Raw genomic sequence first — 22912 nt, 5'->3', positions numbered from 1 at the left:
TTTCAGTAATCAAAACTCATCGGCGGTATGCGCCATCATAGAGTCACTTCCGCTGCGAATACTTTCCGCAAGAGAAACGGTTTTCGGCAACAGGCGATCATAATAGAAACGCGCTGTTTTCAGCTTGCCACTATAGAAACCAGATGTGTCATCGCCAGCCTTCGGTGCTGCAGCCTTCACAATACGTGCCCACATATAACCCACAGCAGTCATCCCGAACAGATCGAGATAGTCCACTGAGGCTGCGCCAACGGCATCAGGATTATCCGAAGCCTGCTTGATAACGTGCTCGGTCACGTCAGACAAACGCTCGAACGCTGCCGCAAGTGGCTCAAGGTAAGGGCGTAGACTTTCTTCACTGCTGTTCTCTTCGATGAAGGCAGCGACATCTTCCGCAAAAAGCTCATACAGTTTGCCCTGGCTACCAACCACCTTACGGCCCATCAGGTCCAGCGCCTGGATACCGTTAGTGCCTTCGTAGATCTGGGTAATCCGGCAGTCACGAACCAATTGCTCCTGACCCCATTCACGAATGAAGCCGTGACCACCAAACACCTGCTGACCCAGAATACAGGCTTCCAGGCCACGGTCGGTCAGGAACGCTTTTGCAACCGGTGTAAGCAGTGCAACCATGCCTTCAGCATGCTTACGGCGATCCACTTCTGCAGCGTCGGCATACTTGGAAATGTCCAGCCACTGCGCCACATAGGTAGAAAAAGCACGGCCGCCTTCGACATAGCTCTTCATGGTGAGCAACATGCGTCGAACGTCCGGGTGCACCAGAATAGGGTCTGCTGCTTTTTCCGGCTGCTGTGCTCCAGTAGGCGCACGGCTCTGGATACGATCCTTGGCATATTCCACTGCATTCTGCAGGGAAGCCTCTGCTGCACCGATGCCCTGGATACCCACGCCCAAACGCTCGTAGTTCATCATGGTGAACATGGCGTTCAGCCCTTTGTTCTCCTCACCTACAAGCCAGCCTTTAGCACCGTCAAAGTTCATGACGCAGGTAGCGGAGCCTTTGATGCCCATCTTTTTCTCGATGGAACCACAGCTGAAGCTGTTACGCTCACCCAAGGACCCGTCGTCGTTCACCATGAACTTGGGAACAAGGAACAGCGAAATGCCTTTTGGCCCTTTCGGAGCATCTGGCAGCTTGGCAAGCACCAAGTGAATAATGTTTTCAGCCATGTCGTGCTCGCCCCAAGTAATAAAAATCTTGGTGCCTGTCACGTTAAAGGAGCCGTCGCCATTGGGTTCAGCCTTGCTGCGGATAATGCCCAGGTCTGTTCCTGCATGAGGTTCTGTCAGATCCATGGCGCCTGCCCAAACACCCGAGTACATATTGGGCAAATACTTTTCTTTCAGCTCCTGGCTACCGTGCGCATCCAGTGCCAAGCAAGCACCGGCGGTCAGCATTGGCGCCAAGCCGAACGACATGTTTGCGCCCTGCATCATCTCTTCAAATTGTGCCACCAGAGTTTTAGGCATACCCATGCCGCCAAACTCAGTGTTGCCACCAAGGCCATTCCAGCCACCCTCAACAATAGTCTGGTAGGCTTCTTTAAAGCCATCCGGTGAGGTTACTTCGCCGTTGTTCCACTGGCTGCCCTGCTCGTCCGCTTCGCGGTTTAGTGGCGCAAGCACACCACTGGTAATTTTGCCGGCCTCTTCAAGAATCGCATCGGCAGTTTCCGGATCAACGTTCTCTGCTACTTTTGGCAGGGATGCCCATAGCGCAGGGGCATCAAATACTTCGTTCAATACAAAACGCATGTCGCGCAAAGGCGCCTGATAATCGGCCATTTAAACTCTCCAGGTTCCACAATCAATCTGTCGGTGCAAGCGGCTAAATCAGAAAAGCCAAGTCGCCTGCCAGGGCCGGGTGTCCGACCTTCTCATGTTTTAGGGGCAGGTATTCTACCCCAAAATCAACCGCAACTCATGAAAAAAGCCCGGCTCCTGAGAGCACGGGCTTTTTGTTACCGGTTAACCTTAAACGCCCTGGTAAATCAGAACGCGAAAGCTTCTTCCGGCATATCCAGCAGAGTGTCAGCTCCGGCCAGCATGGTTACAGCGTGCGTCTTGGTACGCGGCAGCATACGGGTGAAGTAGAAGCGTGCAGTCTGCAGCTTGGCCTTGTAGAAGGCTTCTTCGCTTGTACCCGCATCCAGCTTGTCCTGGGCAATCTTGGCCATGCGGGCCCACAGGTATGCAAAGACTGCGTAGCCGGAGTACATCAGATAATCAACCGATGCAGCACCAACTTCTTCACGGTTCTTCATGGCAGCCATGCCCACTTTCATGGTCAGATCGCCCCACTCCTTGTTGATCGCCGCAAGCGGCTCGACAAACTGTTTCAGCTGCTCGTTGTCGGCATTTTCCTTGCAGAAGGTGTGAACCTGCTTGGTAAAGCCCTTCAGAGACTCGCCCTGGGTCATCAGAACCTTACGGCCCAGCAGGTCAAGCGCCTGAATACCAGTGGTGCCTTCGTAGATCATGCCAATACGGGCATCACGCACGTTCTGCTCCATGCCCCACTCGGAGATAAAACCGTGACCACCAAATACCTGCATACCCAGGTTCGCTGCTTCGTAACCGATTTCGGTCAGGAAAGCCTTGGCGATCGGGGTCAGGAAGCCCAGCGCTTCGTCTGCTTCTTTACGCTCTTCGTCTGTTTTGCCACGTCCAACGAGGTCCGCCTTCTGTGCAGTCAGGTAGATCAGTGCACGGGCGCCTTCTGCAACGGCTTTCTGAGTCAGCAGCATACGACGCACATCCGGGTGCACAATAATCGGGTCGGCATAGCCTTCCGGATTTTTGGGGCCACTCAGTGAGCGCATGGCCAGACGATCTTTGGCGTATGCCAGGGATCCCTGGAAGCCCATTTCTGCAGCACCCAAGCCCTGAATAGCAGTACCGATACGGGCTACGTTCATGAAGGTAAACATGCAGTTCAGGCCGCGGTTCTCAGGCCCGATCAGCCAACCCTTGGCGCCGTCAAAGTTCATGACACAGGTAGCATTACCGTGGATACCCATTTTGTGCTCAATAGAGCCACAGGATACTGCGTTACGCTCACCAGCAGATCCGTCTTCTGCAGGCAGGCACTTGGGTACGATGAACAATGAGATGCCCTTGGTACCTTCAGGTGCGCCCGGCAGACGAGCCAGAACGATGTGAATGATATTGTCGGTCATGTCATGTTCGCCGGCAGAGATGAAAATCTTGGTGCCGGTAATGCTGTAAGAGCCGTCTGCATTAGGCTCTGCCTTGGTACGCAGAGTACCCAGATCCGAGCCGCAGTGGGCTTCTGTCAGGCACATAGTGCCCGTCCACTCACCGCTGATCATTTTGGTGAGATAGGTTTGTTTCTGCTCTTCGGTACCGTGCGCTTCAACGGTGTTGATAGCGCCATGGCTCAGACCAGGGTACATGCCCCATGACCAGTTAGCGGTACCGTTCAACTCGCTCATCACGATGCCCAGAGAATCGGGCAGGCCCTGACCGCCGTAATTGGGATCAGCCGCCAGTGAAGGCCAGCCGCCTTCAACATACTTGTCATAAGCTTCTTTGAAGCCAGTCGGTGTTTTAACACCATCTTCGCTCCATATGCAGCCTTCTCTGTCGCCTACCGGGTTCAGCGGTGACAGTACCTGTTCAGCAAACTTTGCACCTTCCTGGATAATGGCATCAACCATATCCGGAGTTGCGTCTTCAGCCCCTTCCAGATTGGCGTAGTGGGTCTCGCTGTCGAGCAGCTCGTTCATTACGAATTTGATATCACGCAGGGGCGCTTTGTACTCAGGCATTTAAACCACCTCGGTTTTCGGTCTTGGCTGAAAAAGTAATAACAGCTCGCGGCCTTGGGTTTGCTCAGACACTGCAACAAGATGCGCTGCAGCATTAATTAAACACTTGTTTGAAACATACGTTTAGAGGCACAGAATTGTCAATAGCCGGGTGAATAATTTGTGTAGAGTTTGGTCACCAAAGTAGACGGGAACGGCTCAAACCCTACCCAAAAACTCAACACGCACCGGCGTTTACAGGGCCCCGTATTGATTCTGGCATTCCAGGAAGAGTAGTGGTGGGCGCCCACGTTAATAGCAGGCTAACAGATGATAAATTCAGACCGAAATGGGTAGAAACCCATCCCCTGGGGAGGCTCGCTCTGGCCCGAACCCTGCAATATCCTGATAGGCATTTCTGGCCAGTTGAGCGGCCCTGGGCAATGACTCGGAGGTATCACCCCGGGAACCTTCAACCTGCCCGGAATCAGATGATGCATCCTCACTTTCCTTCACAGGCTTTTCTGCGCCGGACTCCGAGGATTCCTGCTCCAGGGCAAGCTCTGACTGAGCCTGCAGCATAACCTGCATCGCCTGAGCGGCTACAGCACGATCCTGGCCAGAGGGCTCTGCCGGAGCCATCGCCGCTGAACGCACGACCCGCATTTTCTCGATGGTTGCCTGAGGATCGCCGTTGACGGGAGACATATCAATCGATACTTCACCACCCACCGCGTACTGGGCCCCATCCGGCCCCCGCTGATAGGAAAGCGACATGGCTCCCGCATACTGACCGCCAACTGCCTGATGTGCAGCTTCATGAGCGCGCACTTCACGGTCACGAGCTTTAAGTTCGGTTAGCTCTTTCAGCTCCGCCTCATCCAGACCACCGACTTTTTTATCAGAGGCATCAGCTTCTGCAGGCTTGCGGTTTGCGCCCACAGCCTGGTTTTCATCGGCCGCACGAACAGATTGACTGCCGGTTTCTGCAGGCGCCTCACCATTTGCTTTGCCAGTATTGCGTGATTCACGGACGGCCGGGGCGAGAGGGTTATAGGTCGAATTCGATAAAGGGCCAGACGACTCGGCAGCCGAGGCGCTGCCAGAGCCACTCCTGCTAGAGTAGCTTGATATCGGAGGGAGCGAAGAAAGTGGGCTCACGGAAACAGTGCTCAGACCATTATGTCGAGCAGAGTACCAAGGGTTTCATCAGCAACTTTTACCACCTGTGCTGACGCCTCAACGCTGCGTTCGTATAGCTTGAGGTCGATGATCGGTTCAATCAGGCTGCTTCCGGTTTCGGCGCTACCTTGAGGGCCATCAACACCGGCACGGGCGATTTTTCGGGCGGCGTTTTCCATGCCGTACATGCCGTCCTGAATGCCTTGCATACCAATTGCGAGTGTATTATTGATCATGACTGCGGTTTCCCGTGACCATTAATTGACACCATTAGGCCATATTATTGATCAATTTTCAAACAATGAATCAATGTTGAGATACTCACTCAAGGTTTTGGGATTGGCAGTCACAATCCAGGGCATTACTCCAAGACAAGGGACCGGGAGTTGCTCTGTCAAATAGCTCAGGGTTTCCTGCTCACAGCTCATTGCAACGGGTTCAGCTCGGTTCGCGACCCATCCAGCCAACACCAACCCATCATTAAGAATTGCTTCTGCTGTTAACAATGCATGATTAATACATCCCAGCTTTAGCGAAACCACTAAAATCACAGGCACCCCCAACTCCCGAGGCACCGCCGAGTAGGTTTCCCGGTCATTCAGCGGCACTCGCCAGCCACCGGCACCTTCAATGAGCAAAAGATCCGCTGGCCGCATCTGCATGCCACGGCAGAAGCCAACCAACCGTTCAGCCGTTACAACTCGTCCGGCTTGCGCGGCTGCCACATGGGGCGCTATGGCCGGCTCCAGAGCGATGGGGTTCACAAGATCGTAAGTGAGAGCTTCCGTGGCCGCGCGCTGGAGCATCAGCGCATCGTCATTCCGCAACCCCTCAGGTGTGTTATCACAGCCCGAGGCAATAGGCTTCATACCCAAGGTGCGCTTGCCGGCCGCTTTGGCGGCTTCCAGAATTGCAGCAGACACCATGGTCTTGCCAACGCCGGTATCTGTTCCTGTCACAAAAAATGTTTTTTTAGCCATAAAAGCCAGTCAACCTACCCTTTAATCAATCAGTGTTTTGCTATTGGAATCAGGGCATGACCAGTAAACCCAGGCTGCCTCATAGCTTGCCACAACTCCGCCCTCCGGGGCTGTGGGGTAATGCTGGCACATGGCACGAAAGCGGCCGGGTGCTGTTGCTGTTTGGCGTCTGCCGGCATGCTTGTAGCCCGCACCCAATTGCTTCAGCTCCGCTGCGAGCGTGAGGGGCGAAGCATAGGGTAGAAGCAAAGTGTGCGCTTCAACATGCGCCCCAGGCAACTCATCGAACACTGAGCGTTTGAACGCCGCAGCCGTTTCAAACCGGTTGATATGACTCTGACCGGGGTCCGCTTTCTGCCAGGCTTGATCCAATTCCTTCAAGGTTCCTTCCAGGAGGGTTGAGATCATCAATTTACCTCCAGGCCTGAGCACCCGCCGACACTCTTGAAGAACCTTGGCTGGTGTTGCACACCACTGGATCATGAGATTACTGAAGATCAGATCACAACTTTGGTCGGGCAACGGAATAGCCTCAGCATCTGCTACCAGCCATGTAACTTCAGCTGGGCTGTGTGCAATCGAGTGCTCGATCATGCCGGGCGAAAGATCCATACCTGTCACGCTCCCTGGGGGCGTGAGATTGGCCAACTTGCGGGTAAACCAGCCGGTGCCACAGCCAAGGTCCAGAACGCGAACGCAATTTGGATCAGCTTGGCCTTCCAGCCTCTCGAGCATCACGTTGCCCATAAGCCGTTGCAACCGGGACGCGCTCTCATAGGTAGCTCGGGCCTTACCGAACTCCCGGGCTATATCACCCTTACTTGCAGGGCAGGAAGCAGTCATCGCAAGAGAGCTCATAACACCATACCATTGGCGGATTCCAGAAATTGCTCAATCACCACTCTGCATTCATCTGCAAACACACCGCCTGGCCAATGAGCCATACCGGGAATGCTGATCTCGATGGACGATGGCTGAGTTTCCAAAGCGCCAACCCAGGTCGCCACTACCTGGTCACATGGCCCGGTTATATGAAGAACGGGAACATTTACACGGGACCACAACAGGCGTTGATCACTTCGCTCCAGCCACTTAAGACTCTTAATCAAATTAGAGGGTGATACCGGCGCACCCTGACCAAGCCAGGGTTTGAGGCGTTGACGCTCAGCAGGAGCGCCAGCTGAGCCACTTATCATAAGCATCAGAAAGTGCATCCAGTAGCGCTCAGGTTCGCGGCTCAACCCTCGACTGAACACTCCAAACTCTTCCTCAGACATGCCATTAAGCCAGCGTTCGTCTGCAATAAACTTCGGGAACCCTGCAAGCGTAATCGCTGCAGACACCGCCCCAGCATTCCGGCTCGCGGCAGCCATAACAACCTGCGCACCGAGAGACCACCCCATCCAGACGGAGGGCTCGGGATAACGAGCCAGAAGCTCGTCGGCCACATCCGCCACCGAACCGCAGCGTGCTATGAGGTCGTTATTCAGAGACACCACCTCAACCGTGCCCGGCCAGGACCGGTATACAGCCTCCAACATCTCTGCACGCACACCCCAGCCTCCAACGACAACAAGGCGCCCGCCCTCTCGCGGAAAACTCATACCGCAACACCCTCGCCAACCAGCAAGTGCCGACAATCCGCCAGCCCCTGTATCAGGCTATCCAGATCCTCATGGGAATGAGCCGCGCTAAAAGTAACCCGCAACCGCGCCTCACCGGCTGGCACCGTTGGCGGACGAATGGCCGTCACCAGCAACCCCCGCTCTTCAAGGGCCTGACTCAGCGCCAGAGCAGCCCAGTTATCCCCCACCATAATGGGCTGAATAGGCGTGCTCGAGGGCATGAGCGTGTAACCCAAAGCTGTGGCCTCTTGCCGGAACCGGGCAATTAAACTCTGCAAATGGGTTCGCCGCTCACCACCATGCTCGATTAAATCAATACTGTTCAAAGTGGCTAAAGCCAGCGCCGGAGGCATAGCCGTGGTGTAAATATAGGTACGAGCCTTCTGCACCAAATAGTCCATCAACACCTCCGGCCCTGCTACAAACGCACCACTGGTGCCTGCTGCCTTGCCCAGAGTGCCAATAAGAACCGGCACATCTTCCTCAGACAAACCAAACTCCGCCACGCTCCCCTGCCCGCGCGGCCCAAGCACCCCAAAACCGTGGGCATCATCCACCACCAGCAACGCACCGTGCTCGCGACACACCGCCGCCAGTTCCCGCAGCGGCGCCACATCGCCATCCATACTGAACACACCGTCTGTTACCACCAGCTTGTGGCCCGACGTCTCAGCCAGCATGGCCGCAAGCGACCCTCCATCCCCATGGCCATACCGACGCACCTTCGCCCGGCTCAGAATACAGCCATCAATAATGGAAGCATGATTCAACCGATCCGAAAAAACCGTATCCCCACGCCCTGCCAGCGCAGAAATCACCCCCAGATTGGCCATATAACCGGTAGAGAAAAACAACGCAGAACTACGCCCGGTAAACGCTGCGAGACGTTCTTCCAACAAGTGATGCGCCTCGTGGTGCCCGCAAACTAAATGAGAAGCCGCACCGCCCAGCCCCGTTTTGGGCAAGGCATCCCTGAGGGCTTCAAGATTGGAGGGATGATTAGCAAGGCCAAGGTAGTCGTTGCTGCAAAACGAAAGTAACCGCTTACCATCAGCAGTTAAAACCGGCTGCTGAGGGCCAGAAATATGCCGGCGCGTTCTATATAGCCCAGCCTGTTTTCGTTGTTTCAGTTCAGCTGTGAAGTCACGCACGAATAAGCATCCAGAAAAATGACCAACGTATATATTTATTGGCTTGGAAATGATTGAGCGGTAGGCAACTGAGAACTATGAGCGGCGGGTGGGGGCTTCTTCTCGGGATTGTAGAGGGCCAAGGACGGCCCGAAACAAGCGCACATGGATGTGCTCGTAGCGTATCCCGAGAAGAAGCCCCCACCCGCCGCCTACTCGGTGTTTGTTTAAGCAATTTCCCGAGTAGCATCATAAAACAAGTGCCGATTAGCCTCATACTCCAAAGCGTCGACAATCGCCTCTTCATCCTTCGCCTCAGAAGCACACTGCTCCCGCTTCTCCGGCCGAATACCCAAGCGCCGGAACAACGCCATATCTGCATCCGCCTCCGGATTCGAAGTGGTCAACAACTTCTCGCCATAAAAAATCGAATTCGCTCCAGCCAAAAAGCACAGCGCCTGCATCTGCTCATTCATCGTCTCCCGGCCCGCAGACAAACGCACATGGGAGGCCGGCATCATGATACGAGCCACCGCAAGAACACGAATAAACTCAAACGGATCCAGATCCTCCACATTCTCCATGGGGGTTCCCTTCACCTTCACCAGCATATTCACTGGCACACTTTCAGGGTGCTGCGGAAGGTTCGCCAGTTGAACCAGCATGCCAACCCGATCATCCTCATCTTCACCCATACCCATAATGCCGCCACAGCATACTTTCATACCGGCGTTACGCACGTTTTCCAGCGTATCCAGGCGGTCCTGATAGGTGCGGGTAGTAATAATATGGCTGTAGTACTTCTCGGAGGTATCCAGATTATGGTTGTAATAATCCAGACCGGCTTCCGCCAGCTCTGCCGCCTGCTCAGGCTTCAACATGCCCAACGTCATGCAGGTTTCCAGGCCCAGAGATTTCACCTCACGAACCATATCCAGAACATACGGCATATCCTTAACCGTCGGGCTACGCCATGCAGCGCCCATGCAAAAGCGTGATGCGCCTTTGTCTCGCGCGGCGCGGGCTTCTGCTACAACCTTTTCCAGCTCCAGCAGCTTTTCTTTTTCCAGCCCAGTATTGTAATGACCGCTCTGAGGGCAGTATTTACAGTCTTCAGGGCAAGCGCCTGTCTTGATAGACAAAAGGGTGCTTACCTGCACTTCATTGGGATCAAAATTCTGTCGATGCACCGTCTGGGCGCGGAACAACAAATCGTTAAATGGAAGCTCGAAAAGTGAGCGTGCTTCCTGAAGCGTCCAATCGTGGCGTAATGCGGTGGCAGTCATGCAGAAGTCCTGTTAACCTTTTTCGGTCTCTGGGTTTACGGATGAATCAGATGATAAAGGGACTGAGCTGGCTGTCAACCTTAAACTTGGCGAAGGTTAACAGCGACAAAACCAAAGGCCGCTGTGTTGGTTGCCTTTCTTCTAATGCCTACAATGGTTTATGCGTTTTTTGCCAGGCCGATCTTCCGGTTAACCAGTGGCATTGTCGTTACTGCGCCCTACCAATGTCGCACGCGGGGAACGAACTGGTTTGCAGCGACTGCCTGATATCACCACCTGCCTTTGCTCACTCATACATACCCTGGCGCTACCAGTATCCGGTTGATGGCATGATCAGCCGATACAAATACAACCGGCAGCATAAATTTGCCCGACCTCTGATTGCGGGCTTTACGAGCTATGTTGAGTCTGTATTTCGGGATCAGAACCATATAAAGCCGCACTTGCTAATCCCCTCACCTATGCTTTCTTCGCGCCGCCGTGAGCGCGGATTCAATCAGGCCCGGGATATAGCTGAACAACTGGGGGCCGCCCTCGATATACCGGTTAGTGCAGGGATCGTCCGCCGGGTTCGAAAAGTGCAGGCTCAGCGTGGACTGAGCAGAGAGGCCAGGCTGAAAAACCTGCATGGCGTATTTGAAGTCTGTGCGAAGGTACCAGAACGGATCGCCATCGTGGATGACGTGGTCACTACAGGAGCAACTGCAAGGGTGCTCGCGTCTGCGCTACGGGATGCGGGCGCAACAGAGATTCAGGTTTGGGCCCTGGCCAGAACGCCGGGATAGAACCTCCTGGCTGTTACGCCAATTTGTCCTTCACCAGACCTGCAATGGCCAAACAGGATGTCAGCCCCGGCGACTCAATACCAAACAGGTTTACCAGCCCCGGGATGCCGTGCTCCTGGGGGCCATCAATCCTGAAATCAAAAAAACCGCCCTCTGCGTTTTTCAACTTGGGTCGTATGCCCGCATACGCAGGCTGAAGTCGCTCAGGCTCGATACCAGGCCACCACTGCCGTATGCCCGCCACAAAGGAATGCACCCGCTCAGGATCGACACCGTAATCCTCCCTTTCTATCCATTCTACATCCGGTCCAAAGCGTGCCTGGCCGGCAAGATCGAGGGTGAGATGAACACCCAGCCCACCCGGCTCGGGAACCGGATAAATCAGATTGCTGAAAGGATGACGACCGCCGTAACTGAAATAGACTCCCCGGGCGAACCATTGCACCGGTTTCCGGGAATCGGGAAGCCCCTTCCAACTCCCGGTGAGCGGCACCGCACCCAAGCCTGCAGCATTAACAAGGGTTCGCGCCTTCACCCTTAATGGCTCAGCCCCCCCGACCCATAAAACATGCGCACCTCCCTCTGACTCTATGCGCTCAACCGGGGAACGCAGCACCAGCGAACCACCCGCATCCTCCAATTCGCCCAAGAGCGCTAGCATCAGGCCATGAGTATCCACTATGCCGGTTTCCGGCGACCATAGCCCGGCACTGCTGCGAACATATGGCAACTGTCGGGCAAGGGTTGGACCATCCCACAACTCCAAAGGAGCACCGTTGGCGATGCCTTGGGCCTGAATACCTTCAAGACCTTTATTTTGTGCCTCGCTGGTAGAAATAATCCACTTTCCGCACTTTCGATACCCGACTTTATGACTCTCGCAGTATTCGTAGAGTTGCTTTCGTCCTTCAACACACAGCCGAGCTTTAAGGGAGCTTTCCGGATAGTAGATTCCCGCATGAATCACCTCGCTATTACGGGAAGATATGCCCTCGCCGAAATGATCCCCTGCCTCCAGCACAATCACCTCGCACCCGGCTTGCGCCAGCGCCCTGGCCACGGCGAGGCCAACCACTCCAGCCCCGATTACCAGGGTATCCACTTCCAGAACACCGTTTTCCACCGACCGCCCCCGCTGCCTGTAAACTAACCTTTCCCGAAAATGGGAACCAAGACCGTTTACGTTAACCCAATCCCCGGCATGCCGGAACCCATAGGAACATCCCGCACTCGCATTACGGGAGCGCGTCCAAGCAGGTATACTTGGGCCCAACATTTACCAGCCTGGCCTCGCCTTATGATGAACGTTTCAGCCCATCCATACGAAGCCCTGACCCCGGATGCGATTCTGGATGCAATGGAAGATGCCGGTTTTGCGGTAAGTGGTCGACTGTTTGCCCTGAACAGCTATGAAAACCGGGTGTACCAGGTGGGGTTGGACGAAGGCGCCCCGGTAATCGCCAAGTTCTATCGCCCCGGACGCTGGACAGAAGAGCAAGTGCGGGAAGAACATGAATACACCCGTGAGCTGCTGGCCGCCGATATTCCCGTTGTGGCGCCACTGGTGATGCCTTCCGGTGACACTCTCGGCAAACATGGTGACTTCATGTTCGCCGCATTTAACCAGCGGGGAGGGCAAGCACCAGACACCAGCGTTACTGACACTCTCTACAGGTTGGGTCAGTGGCTGGGACAGATCCACAACATTGGTGCCCTCAAGCCCTTTCGTCATCGTGTGGCCTTATCGCCCATGGAAGGCATTGAGACAAGCAACCAACTTTTGCTGGAAGGAGACTGGATCCCGAAAGACCTCAGGCCCGCATGGGACAGCCTGATTCCAGACCTGTTGACATACTGCCGCGCCCGTATTGAAGATGCCGGTGAGGTTGAAAGTGTTCGCCTGCACGGCGATTGCCACGCCGGAAACATATTGTGCAGGGACGAGCAGATGCTGTTTGTGGATCTGGACGACTGTCGCTCCGGGCCCGCCATGCAGGATATGTGGCTGCTCCTGAACGGCGACGATCACGAGCGCGGTGCCCAGTTGGGCGAATTACTGGAAGGCTATGAAACCTTCCGCGATTTCAATCGGCGGGAACGACACCTTGTTGAGCCTTTGCGGTGCTATCGCCAGATCAGCCACTGCGCCTGGCTTGCGAAACGCTGGGATGACCCTGCATTTCCACGCTTTTTCCCCTGGTTTGGCCAGCCCAGGTTCTGGTCAGATCAGATCTTGTCCTTGAGAGAACAGTTGGGAGCACTGCAGGCGCCCTCCATTACACTCCCCGGTCAATATTGACCGCTCACTCACATTAAAAATGAGGTAGGCATGAGCCAGAACGAGGCCAACTACAGTATCCGCAGTCTTTTCGTGACCGCCCTGATCGCCATTGTCGGCACCGTATTGGTACTGGAACTGACCGGAAAAATTACCCATTCCGACAACAAGGATCATGTGCCGCTGGGGGAATTCCAGGCGATTCATGTCAAACCAGGCGAAACTTTCCGCATGTCTCCGAAATCCTCGGAACTCCACGCAGTTTGCGAGAATGGCTACATGGCTATCGCGGCCGACACTGATCCAGCTTTCCGGGGCATCCTTGTGGATTACAAGAAACGCGGCGTGCGCTGCTCCCGCCCAGCCCTGGAGGCGGGCAATGAGTAAGTCTGACCGACCAACAGAAACCCTCACGGACCGCCTGTTCGCAACAGAACGGCAGCCGGAGGATTTTCGTTTCGATGCGGCGGTAGCCCGTGTTTTCCCGGATATGATTCGGCGCTCTGTACCTGGCTACACCACCATTATCCCCATGATCGAAGTCATTACCGAGCAGTACGCTCAAGCAGGCTCCAACTGTTATGACCTGGGCTGCTCCCTTGGCGCCTCAACACTGGCCATGCGCCACGGCATCCCTTTTGGCGACTGCACTCTGGTGGGTATTGATAATTCCGCGGCCATGATCGAGCGCTGCGAGCACTACATCGCGCTCGACGATCACTCACTGCCTGTTAGCCTGCGCTGCGAAAACATTCAGGACACCGAGCTGTCAGATGCCTCTGTTACAACGCTGAACTTCACGCTGCAATTCGTCCCCCCCGAAGAGCGCAGCGCCCTGCTAAGCCGCATCGCAAAGGCCACGAGGCCCGGCGGCGTACTGATTCTCTCGGAAAAAATCCGCTTTGAATCAGAAGACGAACAAGACACGCAAACCCGCCTGCACCACGAGTTCAAGCGCGCCAACGGCTACTCCGACCTGGAAATCAGTCAAAAGCGCAGCGCTATTGAACAGGTTTTGATCCCGGAAACACTAAGCGCCCACACGCAGCGCCTGAAGGAGTCCGGTTTTGATCGCGTGCTGGTTTGGTACCAGTGCTTTAACTTCGTATCCATGCTGGCCATCAAGGCCGACTGAACAAACTCGCAGGGCAGACAGATCATGGCGCATTTTGACTGGCGCAGCTATTTCGGGCCGCTACTTTCAGAGCTCGAAAACACAGGTGAAGGCAACTGGGCAGAGATCATCAAATCTCAGCTGGCACAACGTTTTGACGATTCCCCCCACGGTGATCTGGGACGCTGGCAGTCAGCGATGAACAGCCTTCCTGATGTTCCCGGCACAACCTCGGAGCTCAACGCTTCTGCGATAAAGATCGCGTCCCCGGCGAGCCTGGATTCAGGCCAGCAGCAGGCACTGGAAAACGGGCTGCGGGGCCTTATGCCCTGGCGCAAAGGGCCGTTCGACTTCTTCGGCACTCATATCGACACCGAATGGCGCTCTGACTGGAAGTGGGACAGGGTTTCACCCTATATTTCAGACCTTTCCGGGCGGCGCATTCTCGATGTTGGCTGCGGCTCAGGCTATCACTGCTGGCGCATGCTGGGTGAAGGTGCAAAGCGGGTAATCGGTATCGATCCCGGCCTTCTGTTCATGTTCCAGTTCCTCAGCGTGAAGCGCTATGTGGGCGAAGCGCCTATAGATCTGCTTCCCATACGCCTGGAAGATCTGCCAGAAGGGCTTGAAAGCTTCGACACCACCTTCTCCATGGGTGTTCTCTACCACCGTCGGTCGCCTCTCGACCATCTTCTGGAGCTCAAAGGCACGCTGCGCCAGGGTGGTGAACTGGTACTGGAAACCCTGGTTGTGGATGGGCCAGAAGGCTATAGCCTGATGCCGGAAGACCGCTATGGGCAGATGCGCAACGTGTGGTTTTTGCCCAGCTGCGACACCCTGCTCAGGTGGCTGGACCGGGCCGGCTTTCGCAACGCCCGGGTTGTGGACTTATCTGAAACCACCACGGATGAACAAAGAAGCACAGACTGGATGCGTTTCAATTCCCTTCAGGATTTTCTCGATCCGGAAGACCCCACGAAAACCATTGAAGGCTACCCCGGCCCCAAGCGCGCCACCATTGTTGCCGAGAAACCCTGATAATAAAAAACCGCCGTACCAATCAAGGCAGGGCGGTTTTTCTCAATCTCTTACCACTTACTCATCAAACGGATGACGCAGGGTAATGGTTTCAATCCGATCGGGGCCGGTAGAAATGATATCGATCGGCGCATCAATCTGCTCCTCCAGGAACTTGATGTACGCTCTGGCGTTTTCCGGCAACTGCTCCAGCTTGGTTAGCCCGAAGGTGCTTTCGCTCCAACCTGGCAACTCAACGTAGACTGGCTCAATATCCTTGTAACTGTCACACCCGATAGGTGGGCGACTCATTTCACCTTCTGGTGTTTTATAGCCTACACAGACTTTAACGGTTTCCAGACCATCCAGAACGTCCAGCTTGGTCAGGCAGATACCCGACACGCTATTGATCTCGATTGCGTGGTGCACAGCGACTGCATCAAACCATCCGCAACGGCGGGAGCGGCCGGTTGTGGTGCCGACCTCATTGCCTTTAACCGCCAGGTGCTGACCCGTTTCGTCAAACAGTTCCGTGGGGAAGGGACCTGCACCAACACGCGTGGTGTAGGCCTTGGTAATACCCAGAACATAGTCCAGATACAGCGGGCCAAAACCGGAACCCGTTGCCGTGCCACCTGCGGTGGTATTGGAGGATGTCACAAATGGATAGGTGCCCAGATCTATGTCCAGCAAGGAGCCCTGGGCGCCTTCGAACATGATGTCCTGACCACGCTTGCGATAGCCGTGAAGCAAGTCTGTTACGTCAGCGGCCATAGGCAGGATTTCCTTGCCCATTTCCAGCAACTCTTTCAGAGCCGCATCTATATCCTCGGCTTCTTCCTTGAAATACTCTGTCAGCACAAAGTTGTGATAGGTCATGAGTTCCCGCAGCTTCTCTTCGAAGTCTTCCGGGTTGTGCAGATCACCCAGGCGAACACCACGACGAGAAACCTTGTCTTCGTACGCAGGCCCGATACCCCGGCCAGTGGTGCCAATCTTGTCATTACCTTTGGCACGCTCACGGGCTTGATCAATGCGCACGTGGGTGCGCAGAATAATCGGGCAAGCAAGGCTGATACGAAGGCGATCACGAACATCTACGCCAGATGCTTCCAGCCCCCGAACTTCTTTCAGCAAGGCTTCCGGCGATACCACAACACCATTACCAATCAGGCACTGAACGTTCTGCCGGAGAATGCCGGAGGGAATCAGGTGTAAAGCCGTTTTCTTGCCGTCGATAACCAGGGTGTGGCCGGCGTTGTGGCCTCCCTGAAAACGAACCACCGCTGCAACTTTTTCAGTCAACAAATCGACGATCTTACCCTTGCCTTCATCACCCCACTGGGTGCCCAGCACAACAACGTTTTTACCCATGATTCTCTCTCAATGCGCACACGATAAGGCGTGCGTCTTGCAAATTTGGCAAATGTACCTTCATGTGTTCGTAGCAGCCTGCCGGGATCAACCCAGCCCCTGTACGACCCAACGATCACCCTGTTTTACCAGCTTCCGGTCACATCCCCGGGTAGAGGGATCTGCCTTTGTGTCTTCCGGCAGTGCCCGGATGACGGTATCTGTTTTGCGCAGTTCCGATATCGCCTGCTCCAACTCTGAGTCTTCTTCTGCAGGCGCCCATACGGCTTTCCGGTGATTGATCGGGCGCGTACCCAATGACACCAGAGCCCTTATATCAAGGCTGAAGCCAGTGGCGGGACGAGCGCGCCCAAAATCACTGCCAATGGCATCGTATCGGCCACCCTTGCCAATAGAGTCACCGTGACCCGGCACGTAGGCTGCGAACACCAAACCCGTGTGATAGTTATAGCCACGCAACTCACAGAAATCGAACCCGAAGCTGACTTCCGGAAAGTCTCTCTGGAGCATCTCAGCTACGCGCCCCAATTGTTCCAGCGCAGCGTTCAGGTTATCAGAAGCACCGCTGAGGATTCTGTGTGCTTCTGTTAATGCTTCTGCACCACCACTGACACGAGCAAGCTCCCGAAGGCGGGCGCCGGCAGAGCCCTCCGGGCAGTCACCCAGAAGTCGGTCTAACTCCGGTACCGACTTACGGCCCATGGCGTCGAAAACCGCTGCACTTGTGGTGCGATCGAACTCGGCTTCACCTATCAGGCTTTCGTAGATCGCAACATGAGCCAAATCCAGGTGAACTCGGGACAATCCGGCAACCCGAAGCGCTTCGAGCATCAGGCTGATGACTTCCAGATCCGCAGATTCAGAGGCGCTACCGAATAACTCGCAGCCAGCTTGAATAGGCGTGCGGCTGGCGAGCATATGTTTGGGACGGGTATGCAGCACATGCCCGGCATAACACAGGCGTGTGATCCCTTCCTGCCCCAGAGTATGGGCGTCGATGCGCGCCGCCTGGGGAGTCATATCGGCCCGAACACCCATCATGCGTCCTGTCAGCTGATCAGTCAGCTTGAAGGTTTGCAGCTCCAGATCGTGTCCGGTTCCGGTAAGCAGGGATTCGACGTATTCAATAAGCGGTGGGATTACCAGTTGGTAGCCCCAACGCTGGCAGGTATCCATTACATCCCGGCGCAGGGATTCTATCTGTCCGGCCAGTGGCGGCAAGATATCCTCCACTCCGTCCGGCAGTAACCAGCGATCAGATACTGTCATGAGATTCCGTTGTCCATCCCGCACACCCCTGTATTTAATACAGAATAAGCGCGCAGGTTTTTAAGGTGACATTCAGGCCAGAAAAACCCGAACCAAAACCTGAGGGATTTTACACTGTTGGCAGACACAAAAAAACCGGAATACCTGGGCATTCCGGTTTTTCGGTCTGAAGGCGGGGCTTAGCTTCCGCCCTTTGAGTCCTTCAGGAATCTCATGAAGTCGCTTTTCGCATCAATAACCATCAGGTCGTCTTTACCGGAGAAGGTATTCCGGTAGGCCTGAAGACTACGATAGAAGCTGTAGAACTCAGGGTTAGAGCCGTATGCATCTGCGTAGATTCGTGCAGCCTCACCGTCTCCTTCACCTCGGGTTTCTTCAGCGGATGCAAATGCCTCTGCCAGAGTAACTGTTTTCTGACGGTCTGCGTCTGCGCGAATACCTTCAGCCAACTCACGTCCCCGTGAACGGAATTCCTGGGCCAGCTTCTCACGCTCTGTCGCCATCCGGCGATAAACGTTTTCACTGACCTGCCCCGGGAACTCGATCGCCTTGACACGAATATCTTTCACATCAATGCCGAATTCCTTAACGGATGTTTCGTTAACCCGGTCACGCAGGTTATGCATTAGCTGGTCACGCTGACCTGAAACCACCTCATGCATGGTGCGAACACCAAACTCATCTCGCAGGCCATTATCCACCCGGGACAACAACAGCGATTGAGCACGGAACTCATCCCCACCGGTGGCCCGGTAGAACTGATCCACGTCGCGGATTTTCCAGGCGATGTAGGAGGTAACATCCAGCGGCTTCTTTTCAACCGTCAGATACTGCCGTGATGGCAGATCCATGGTCAGCACGCGGATATCAAACTCCCGAACCTGATCGATAACCGGCACCTTGAAGTGAATGCCAGCTTTGATGTCGGTCTCAACCAACTCACCAAACCTCAGCATAACCCCACGGTGGGTTTCCGGAATGATAAAAACACTCGACAGTACCAGCAGGACAACGATAAGAGCGCCTGCAAGACCCACTACACTTTTAGGTCCCATGATTATCTGCTCCTCCGCGTATTAGTGTCTTGCCTGGTTCGCAGTTCTTGAATCACCTGGTCAGTGACTGCCTGAATATCTGCCTGCCCGCCGTTTCCAGAGGTTTGGCTGCCACTTCTTGAAGACGCGCCCTGGGTAAGGCGGTCCAGCGGTAAATACATCATATTGCCGCTACTTTCGGTGTCCACAAGGATTTTGCTGCTATTGGACAACACCGTTTCCAGGGTTTGCAGATACATACGCTCACGAGTAACTTCTGGAGCCATCTGGTACACAGCCAACAACTCGAGGAAACGTGCAGTCTCACCACGAGCGCGCTCAATAACTTCCTGCTTGTAAGCACTCGCCTCTTCAATCATACGCTGAGCCTGACCGCGGGCTTCAGGAACAACCTTGTTGCGGTATGTTTCTGCTTCTTCCTTAACACGCTGTTCATCTTCACGGGCGCGCTGAACTTCACGGAAGGCGTCCTGCACTGCTGCAGGCGGCTGTGTACTTTCAACGTTAACCCGAACTATCTCAAGACCGGTGCCATATTCCTGCAAAAAGCCCTGCAGCCGCTGCTCAACACGCACGGCCAATTCGGCACGACCTTCTGTCAGCACGTCATCCAGAGAGGAACTGCCCACCTCGTGGCGAAGCGCACTGTCTGTCGCAAATGCCAAAGCCTGGTTGGAATCACGGACGTTCAATACATAATCGCGGGCGTCGCCAACACGATACTGCACCTGCAAATCAACAGTAACCAGGTTTTCATCCTGAGTCAGCATCTGGCCACTGGACTGGGCGGTTCTAACGCTTGTAACCAGAACCTTGGTTACATCATCAATCAACGGCACCTTGAACCTCAGACCAGGGTTTTCGGTTTTGGAGAATTCTCCAAACCTCAACACCACCGCGCGCTCCTGTTCGTTTACCGTATAGAACGACTGAAACACGACATAACCCACAACAAGAATGGCTGCCAGCGCAAGAACGGCTCCAAAGCCGCCCCCGTTGCCTGAACCACCGCTGCCGCTGTCGCCACCGGACTTTTTGCCCTTGCCGCCCAGCATTTTATTCAGCTTGTCGAGACCCTTCTTCAGCGCCTCATCGAGGTCTGGTGGCCCCTGATCATTGCCGCGACGACCACCAGTTCCCCAGGGGTCTTTATCGTTGCGGTTTCCACCCGGTTCATTCCAGGCCATAGTGCTCTCCAAGTTCCTAAGATATCGAATGGCTGCAAATACTAGGGATTTATCTTCGTCCCGGCAATAGCTGCAATGGTTTCAGGCGCGCCCTTCATCCAGGCGCACCGTTTCTTCACTCATTCCTGCGCGGCTCAGCAGCTGCTTCCAGTCCCGGTGTTGCAGCCGGATTTCAAGTACTGTCTCCCCGGTTTCGCGGTGATCTTCACTCAGCACCGATCCAGCTTCGTGCAAGAGTGCCCTGAGCTTGCCATCGGCAGGCCCGAGCAAAACAAAATGGTGAACAACATCTTCAGCCAGGCGCTCTACAATGGCATCATACAGACCATCCAGGCCCTCACCCGTAACCGCTGATACCCATGCACGCACGGGCACACCGTCCTCATTGCGCTCAACCCTCGGCACAAAATCGTCCAGCAAGTCGATTTTATTGAATACCTGCAGAACAGGTATCTCATCGGCACCAATTTCCGCCAGCACCGTTTCTACCTGCTCAATATTTTCATCGCGGCGACTGTCGTGGCTATCAACAATATGCAGCAAAATAGTGGCTTCGGTGGTTTCTTCCAGAGTCGCACGGAATGCTTCAACCAGCTTATGGGGCAAATGCCGGATAAAGCCTACAGTATCCGCCATTACGACCGGCCCGATATCAGGAAGTTCCAATCGCCGTATAGTGGGATCGAGGGTTGCGAACAACTTATCCGCAGCGTAAACGGTCGATGTGGTAATCCGGTTAAAAAGGGTAGATTTGCCGGCGTTGGTGTAGCCGACCAACGACACCGTTGGAATATCAGCACGCTTGCGAGCGCGCCGACCCTGGTTACGCTGTTTGCGAACCTTTTCGAGTCGTTTGTGGATGGACTTCATTCGTTCACGCAATAGTCTGCGGTCGGTTTCGAGCTGGGTTTCCCCCGGACCCCGAAGACCAATTCCGCCACCCTGGCGCTCAAGGTGCGTCCAGCCTCGGATCAGTCGCGTTGACATGTGGTCGAGCTGGGCCAACTCTACCTGCAGCTTACCCTCGTGGGTACGGGCGCGCTGGGCAAAAATATCAAGAATGACACCTGTGCGATCCAGCACCCGGCATTTGAGTTCTCGCTCAACATTTCGCTCCTGGCTGGGGCTGAGCGCGTGGTTGAACAGCACAACGTCGGCCTCATGCAGAGTTACTGCATCCCGAATTTCTTCAAGCTTGCCTTCTCCCACAAAAAACCTGGGGCTTGGCTGCTTACGGGTGCCGGTTACAATTCCAACCGCTTCAACTCCGGCAGAACTCACAAGCTCCCGGAATTCTTCGGGGTCTTCACTACCGTCATGAGAAGAAAATTCGATGTGGACGAGTATCGCTCGCTCACCTACATCCGGGCGATCAAACAATGGGCATCAACTCCGCTAGTATCGGTTTATCAGAATTATAAAAACAAACACCCGCGGCCCTCGGAACCCAGAGGCTCGTCAGGAACGCGGGTGGCAACACCGGAAACCCGGACAAATCAGTCTTCAGCTTCATCCTCTCCCGCTGGGTTTTGCTGGGGAAGGCGAACGTTCCGGGCAGGTACAACGGTAGAAATCGCGTGCTTGTAGACCATCTGGCTGACAGTATTTTTCAGCAAAATCACAAATTGGTCAAAAGACTCTACCTGCCCTTGCAGTTTGATACCGTTAACCAAAAAGATGGAAACCGGAATGCGTTCCTTGCGTAAGGCATTGAGGTAAGGGTCTTGTAACGAGTGCCCTTTTGACATGTGTGTTCTCCTGTTTTTAGTAAATGCAGATCGTCATTATTGAGTGTTAAATGTGGTGTGGTCTCGCACCGTTTTCAAGGCTGCTTCAACGATAAATCCGTCTTCGCTGTCCAGCCAATTCAAATCAGACCACTTTCGAAGCCATGTAAGCTGCCGTTTGGCCAACTGCCGGGTGGCCGCAACGCCTTTGCTTACAAATGCGTCATAATCATCGCTACCGCTCAGATAATTCAGTGCCTGGCGGTATCCGACACAGCGCATGGAAGGAAGTTCCGGGTGCAAATCACCTCTGGCCATCAAGGCCCGAACTTCATCCAGAAACCCCAACTCAAGCATCTTGAGGAAGCGCTTCTGTATCCTGTCGTGAAGCACACCCCTCTCAGGGGGCGCCATGGCAAGCTGCGTAACAGTATACGGAAGCGATGAAGTTTCGTCTGCCTGCCATTGAGTATAGTAGGTGTAATCCTCAATGCCTTCCCGACTTGCATCCTGTTGTGACTGCTGGCGGGTGTCGGCCTCCCAAAAAGCTGAAATTGGCTTGCCAGTCAGGCGTATAACTTCCAGGGCGCGCAAAAGGCGCTGCCGGTTATTCGGATGAATCAGTTTGGCGGCTACCGGATCGCGGGCCTCCAGCTCTTCATGCAGCGCAGACCATCCAAGCCGCTCTGCCTCAGCCTCAAGGGCTTTGCGAAGTTGCGGACTGGCAGAAGGCAGCCCTGACATACCATGCAATAACGCCTTGAAATACATCATGGTACCGCCTACCAGCAGGGGTATACGACCCGCGCGAGAAATTCGATCCATTTCAACCAGCGCATCCCTGCGAAAATCAGCAGCAGAGTAGGTGTCGGCCGGATCACAGATATCTATCAACCGATGAGGGGCACGGGCCAACTCCTCCGCTGAGGGCTTGGCTGTACCTATATCCATCCCCCTGTAGATCATAGCGGAGTCAACACTGATAATGTCGCAAGGCAACTGATCACAAAGCGCCATAGCCAAGTCGGTCTTACCCGAGGCTGTCGGGCCCATCAGAAAGATAGCGGGCGGCTTTGAAACCTCAGGCGTATTGGATGAGTCCAGTAAAGACA

Annotated in this window: 22 protein-coding genes; 5 read left to right on the top strand and 17 right to left on the bottom strand. The window is 54.8% G+C overall.

Annotation, left to right across the window (positions count from 1 at the left end; all coding sequences use genetic code 11):
• Positions 1-9 precede the first annotated feature (9 nt).
• The 9 genes from FFI61_RS01975 to bioB form a co-directional block, all read right to left on the bottom strand.
• The gene (locus FFI61_RS01975) at positions 10-1806 is read right to left on the bottom strand and encodes an acyl-CoA dehydrogenase C-terminal domain-containing protein (RefSeq protein WP_200202548.1); all 1797 of its coding nucleotides are present in this window, start codon (positions 1804-1806) and stop codon (positions 10-12) included.
• A 206-nt stretch (positions 1807-2012) separates the two neighbouring features.
• Complete coding sequence (locus FFI61_RS01970) at positions 2013-3812, bottom strand: acyl-CoA dehydrogenase C-terminal domain-containing protein (protein WP_200202549.1); 1800 nt, start codon at positions 3810-3812, stop codon at positions 2013-2015.
• Between the two features lie 318 nt (positions 3813-4130).
• On the bottom strand, positions 4131-4952 hold the full coding sequence (locus FFI61_RS01965; protein ID WP_320159550.1) for a putative metalloprotease CJM1_0395 family protein: 822 nt from the start codon (positions 4950-4952) through the stop codon (positions 4131-4133).
• 11 nt (positions 4953-4963) lie between these two features.
• Positions 4964-5209 (bottom strand): flagellar biosynthesis protein FlgE, encoded by a 246-nt coding sequence (locus tag FFI61_RS01960; protein WP_200202550.1) that lies wholly within the window; start codon positions 5207-5209, stop codon positions 4964-4966.
• A 51-nt stretch (positions 5210-5260) separates the two neighbouring features.
• Positions 5261-5953 (bottom strand): dethiobiotin synthase, encoded by a 693-nt coding sequence (gene bioD / locus FFI61_RS01955; RefSeq protein WP_200369077.1) that lies wholly within the window; start codon positions 5951-5953, stop codon positions 5261-5263.
• A gap of 21 nt (positions 5954-5974) precedes the next feature.
• A complete protein-coding gene (gene bioC / locus FFI61_RS01950; RefSeq protein WP_200369076.1) occupies positions 5975-6811 on the bottom strand; it encodes a malonyl-ACP O-methyltransferase BioC in 837 nt (278 codons plus the stop codon).
• Entirely contained in the window at positions 6808-7557 is a 750-nt protein-coding gene (locus FFI61_RS01945; protein ID WP_200369075.1) for an alpha/beta fold hydrolase, read from the bottom strand. The genes bioC and FFI61_RS01945 overlap by 4 nt, the downstream gene beginning before the upstream one ends.
• Positions 7554-8729: an 8-amino-7-oxononanoate synthase gene (bioF, locus tag FFI61_RS01940; RefSeq protein WP_200369074.1), complete on the bottom strand. Its 1176-nt coding sequence runs from the start codon at positions 8727-8729 to the stop codon at positions 7554-7556. Before bioF ends, FFI61_RS01945 begins: the two co-directional genes overlap by 4 nt.
• A gap of 206 nt (positions 8730-8935) precedes the next feature.
• Positions 8936-9994 (bottom strand): biotin synthase BioB, encoded by a 1059-nt coding sequence (bioB, locus tag FFI61_RS01935; protein WP_200369073.1) that lies wholly within the window; start codon positions 9992-9994, stop codon positions 8936-8938.
• Positions 9995-10218: 224 nt separating this feature from the next.
• Here bioB and FFI61_RS01930 point away from each other — a divergent pair, with 224 nt between their 5' ends.
• Positions 10219-10779 carry a ComF family protein gene (locus tag FFI61_RS01930; RefSeq protein ID WP_227714550.1) on the top strand — a complete coding sequence of 187 codons (561 nt, stop codon included), beginning with the start codon at positions 10219-10221 and terminating at the stop codon, positions 10777-10779.
• Between the two features lie 13 nt (positions 10780-10792).
• On the opposite strand, the gene FFI61_RS01925 is transcribed toward FFI61_RS01930, so the two are convergent.
• Entirely contained in the window at positions 10793-11902 is a 1110-nt protein-coding gene (locus tag FFI61_RS01925; RefSeq protein ID WP_320159549.1) for an NAD(P)/FAD-dependent oxidoreductase, read from the bottom strand.
• Positions 11903-12076: 174 nt separating this feature from the next.
• Here FFI61_RS01925 and FFI61_RS01920 point away from each other — a divergent pair, with 174 nt between their 5' ends.
• From FFI61_RS01920 to cmoB, 4 genes are read left to right on the top strand one after another with little or no spacing between them, the layout of a single operon-like run.
• The gene (locus tag FFI61_RS01920) at positions 12077-13078 is read left to right on the top strand and encodes a serine/threonine protein kinase (protein WP_200202558.1); all 1002 of its coding nucleotides are present in this window, start codon (positions 12077-12079) and stop codon (positions 13076-13078) included.
• Between the two features lie 30 nt (positions 13079-13108).
• Positions 13109-13444: a kinase gene (locus FFI61_RS01915; RefSeq protein ID WP_200369070.1), complete on the top strand. Its 336-nt coding sequence runs from the start codon at positions 13109-13111 to the stop codon at positions 13442-13444.
• Positions 13437-14192, top strand: a complete 756-nt coding sequence (cmoA, locus tag FFI61_RS01910) for a carboxy-S-adenosyl-L-methionine synthase CmoA (RefSeq protein WP_200202560.1) — start codon at positions 13437-13439, stop codon at positions 14190-14192. Before FFI61_RS01915 ends, cmoA begins: the two co-directional genes overlap by 8 nt.
• A 24-nt stretch (positions 14193-14216) precedes the next feature.
• A complete protein-coding gene (gene cmoB, locus FFI61_RS01905) occupies positions 14217-15209 on the top strand; it encodes a tRNA 5-methoxyuridine(34)/uridine 5-oxyacetic acid(34) synthase CmoB (RefSeq protein WP_200369069.1) in 993 nt (330 codons plus the stop codon).
• A gap of 57 nt (positions 15210-15266) precedes the next feature.
• On the opposite strand, the gene FFI61_RS01900 is transcribed toward cmoB, so the two are convergent.
• The 7 genes from FFI61_RS01900 to miaA form a co-directional block, all read right to left on the bottom strand.
• The gene (locus FFI61_RS01900) at positions 15267-16562 is read right to left on the bottom strand and encodes an adenylosuccinate synthase (protein WP_200202562.1); all 1296 of its coding nucleotides are present in this window, start codon (positions 16560-16562) and stop codon (positions 15267-15269) included.
• An 87-nt stretch (positions 16563-16649) separates the two neighbouring features.
• Positions 16650-17831: an ATP phosphoribosyltransferase regulatory subunit gene (locus FFI61_RS01895; RefSeq protein WP_200202563.1), complete on the bottom strand. Its 1182-nt coding sequence runs from the start codon at positions 17829-17831 to the stop codon at positions 16650-16652.
• Between the two features lie 179 nt (positions 17832-18010).
• On the bottom strand, positions 18011-18886 hold the full coding sequence (gene hflC / locus FFI61_RS01890) for a protease modulator HflC (protein ID WP_200202564.1): 876 nt from the start codon (positions 18884-18886) through the stop codon (positions 18011-18013).
• A gap of 2 nt (positions 18887-18888) precedes the next feature.
• Positions 18889-20073, bottom strand: a complete 1185-nt coding sequence (gene hflK / locus FFI61_RS01885; protein WP_200202565.1) for an FtsH protease activity modulator HflK — start codon at positions 20071-20073, stop codon at positions 18889-18891.
• Positions 20074-20154: 81 nt separating this feature from the next.
• Entirely contained in the window at positions 20155-21453 is a 1299-nt protein-coding gene (gene hflX / locus FFI61_RS01880) for a ribosome rescue GTPase HflX (RefSeq protein ID WP_200202566.1), read from the bottom strand.
• 116 nt (positions 21454-21569) lie between these two features.
• A complete protein-coding gene (gene hfq, locus FFI61_RS01875; RefSeq protein ID WP_200202567.1) occupies positions 21570-21821 on the bottom strand; it encodes an RNA chaperone Hfq in 252 nt (83 codons plus the stop codon).
• Positions 21822-21857: 36 nt separating this feature from the next.
• On the bottom strand, positions 21858-22853 hold the full coding sequence (gene miaA, locus FFI61_RS01870; RefSeq protein ID WP_227714639.1) for a tRNA (adenosine(37)-N6)-dimethylallyltransferase MiaA: 996 nt from the start codon (positions 22851-22853) through the stop codon (positions 21858-21860).
• Positions 22854-22912 lie beyond the last annotated feature (59 nt).

Origin of the sequence: Marinobacter sp. DY40_1A1 (genome assembly GCF_016597815.1) — a bacterium.
In the GTDB taxonomy this organism is placed as follows: domain Bacteria; phylum Pseudomonadota; class Gammaproteobacteria; order Pseudomonadales; family Oleiphilaceae; genus Marinobacter; species Marinobacter xiaoshiensis.
This window is presented reverse-complemented; position numbering and strand designations above follow the sequence as displayed.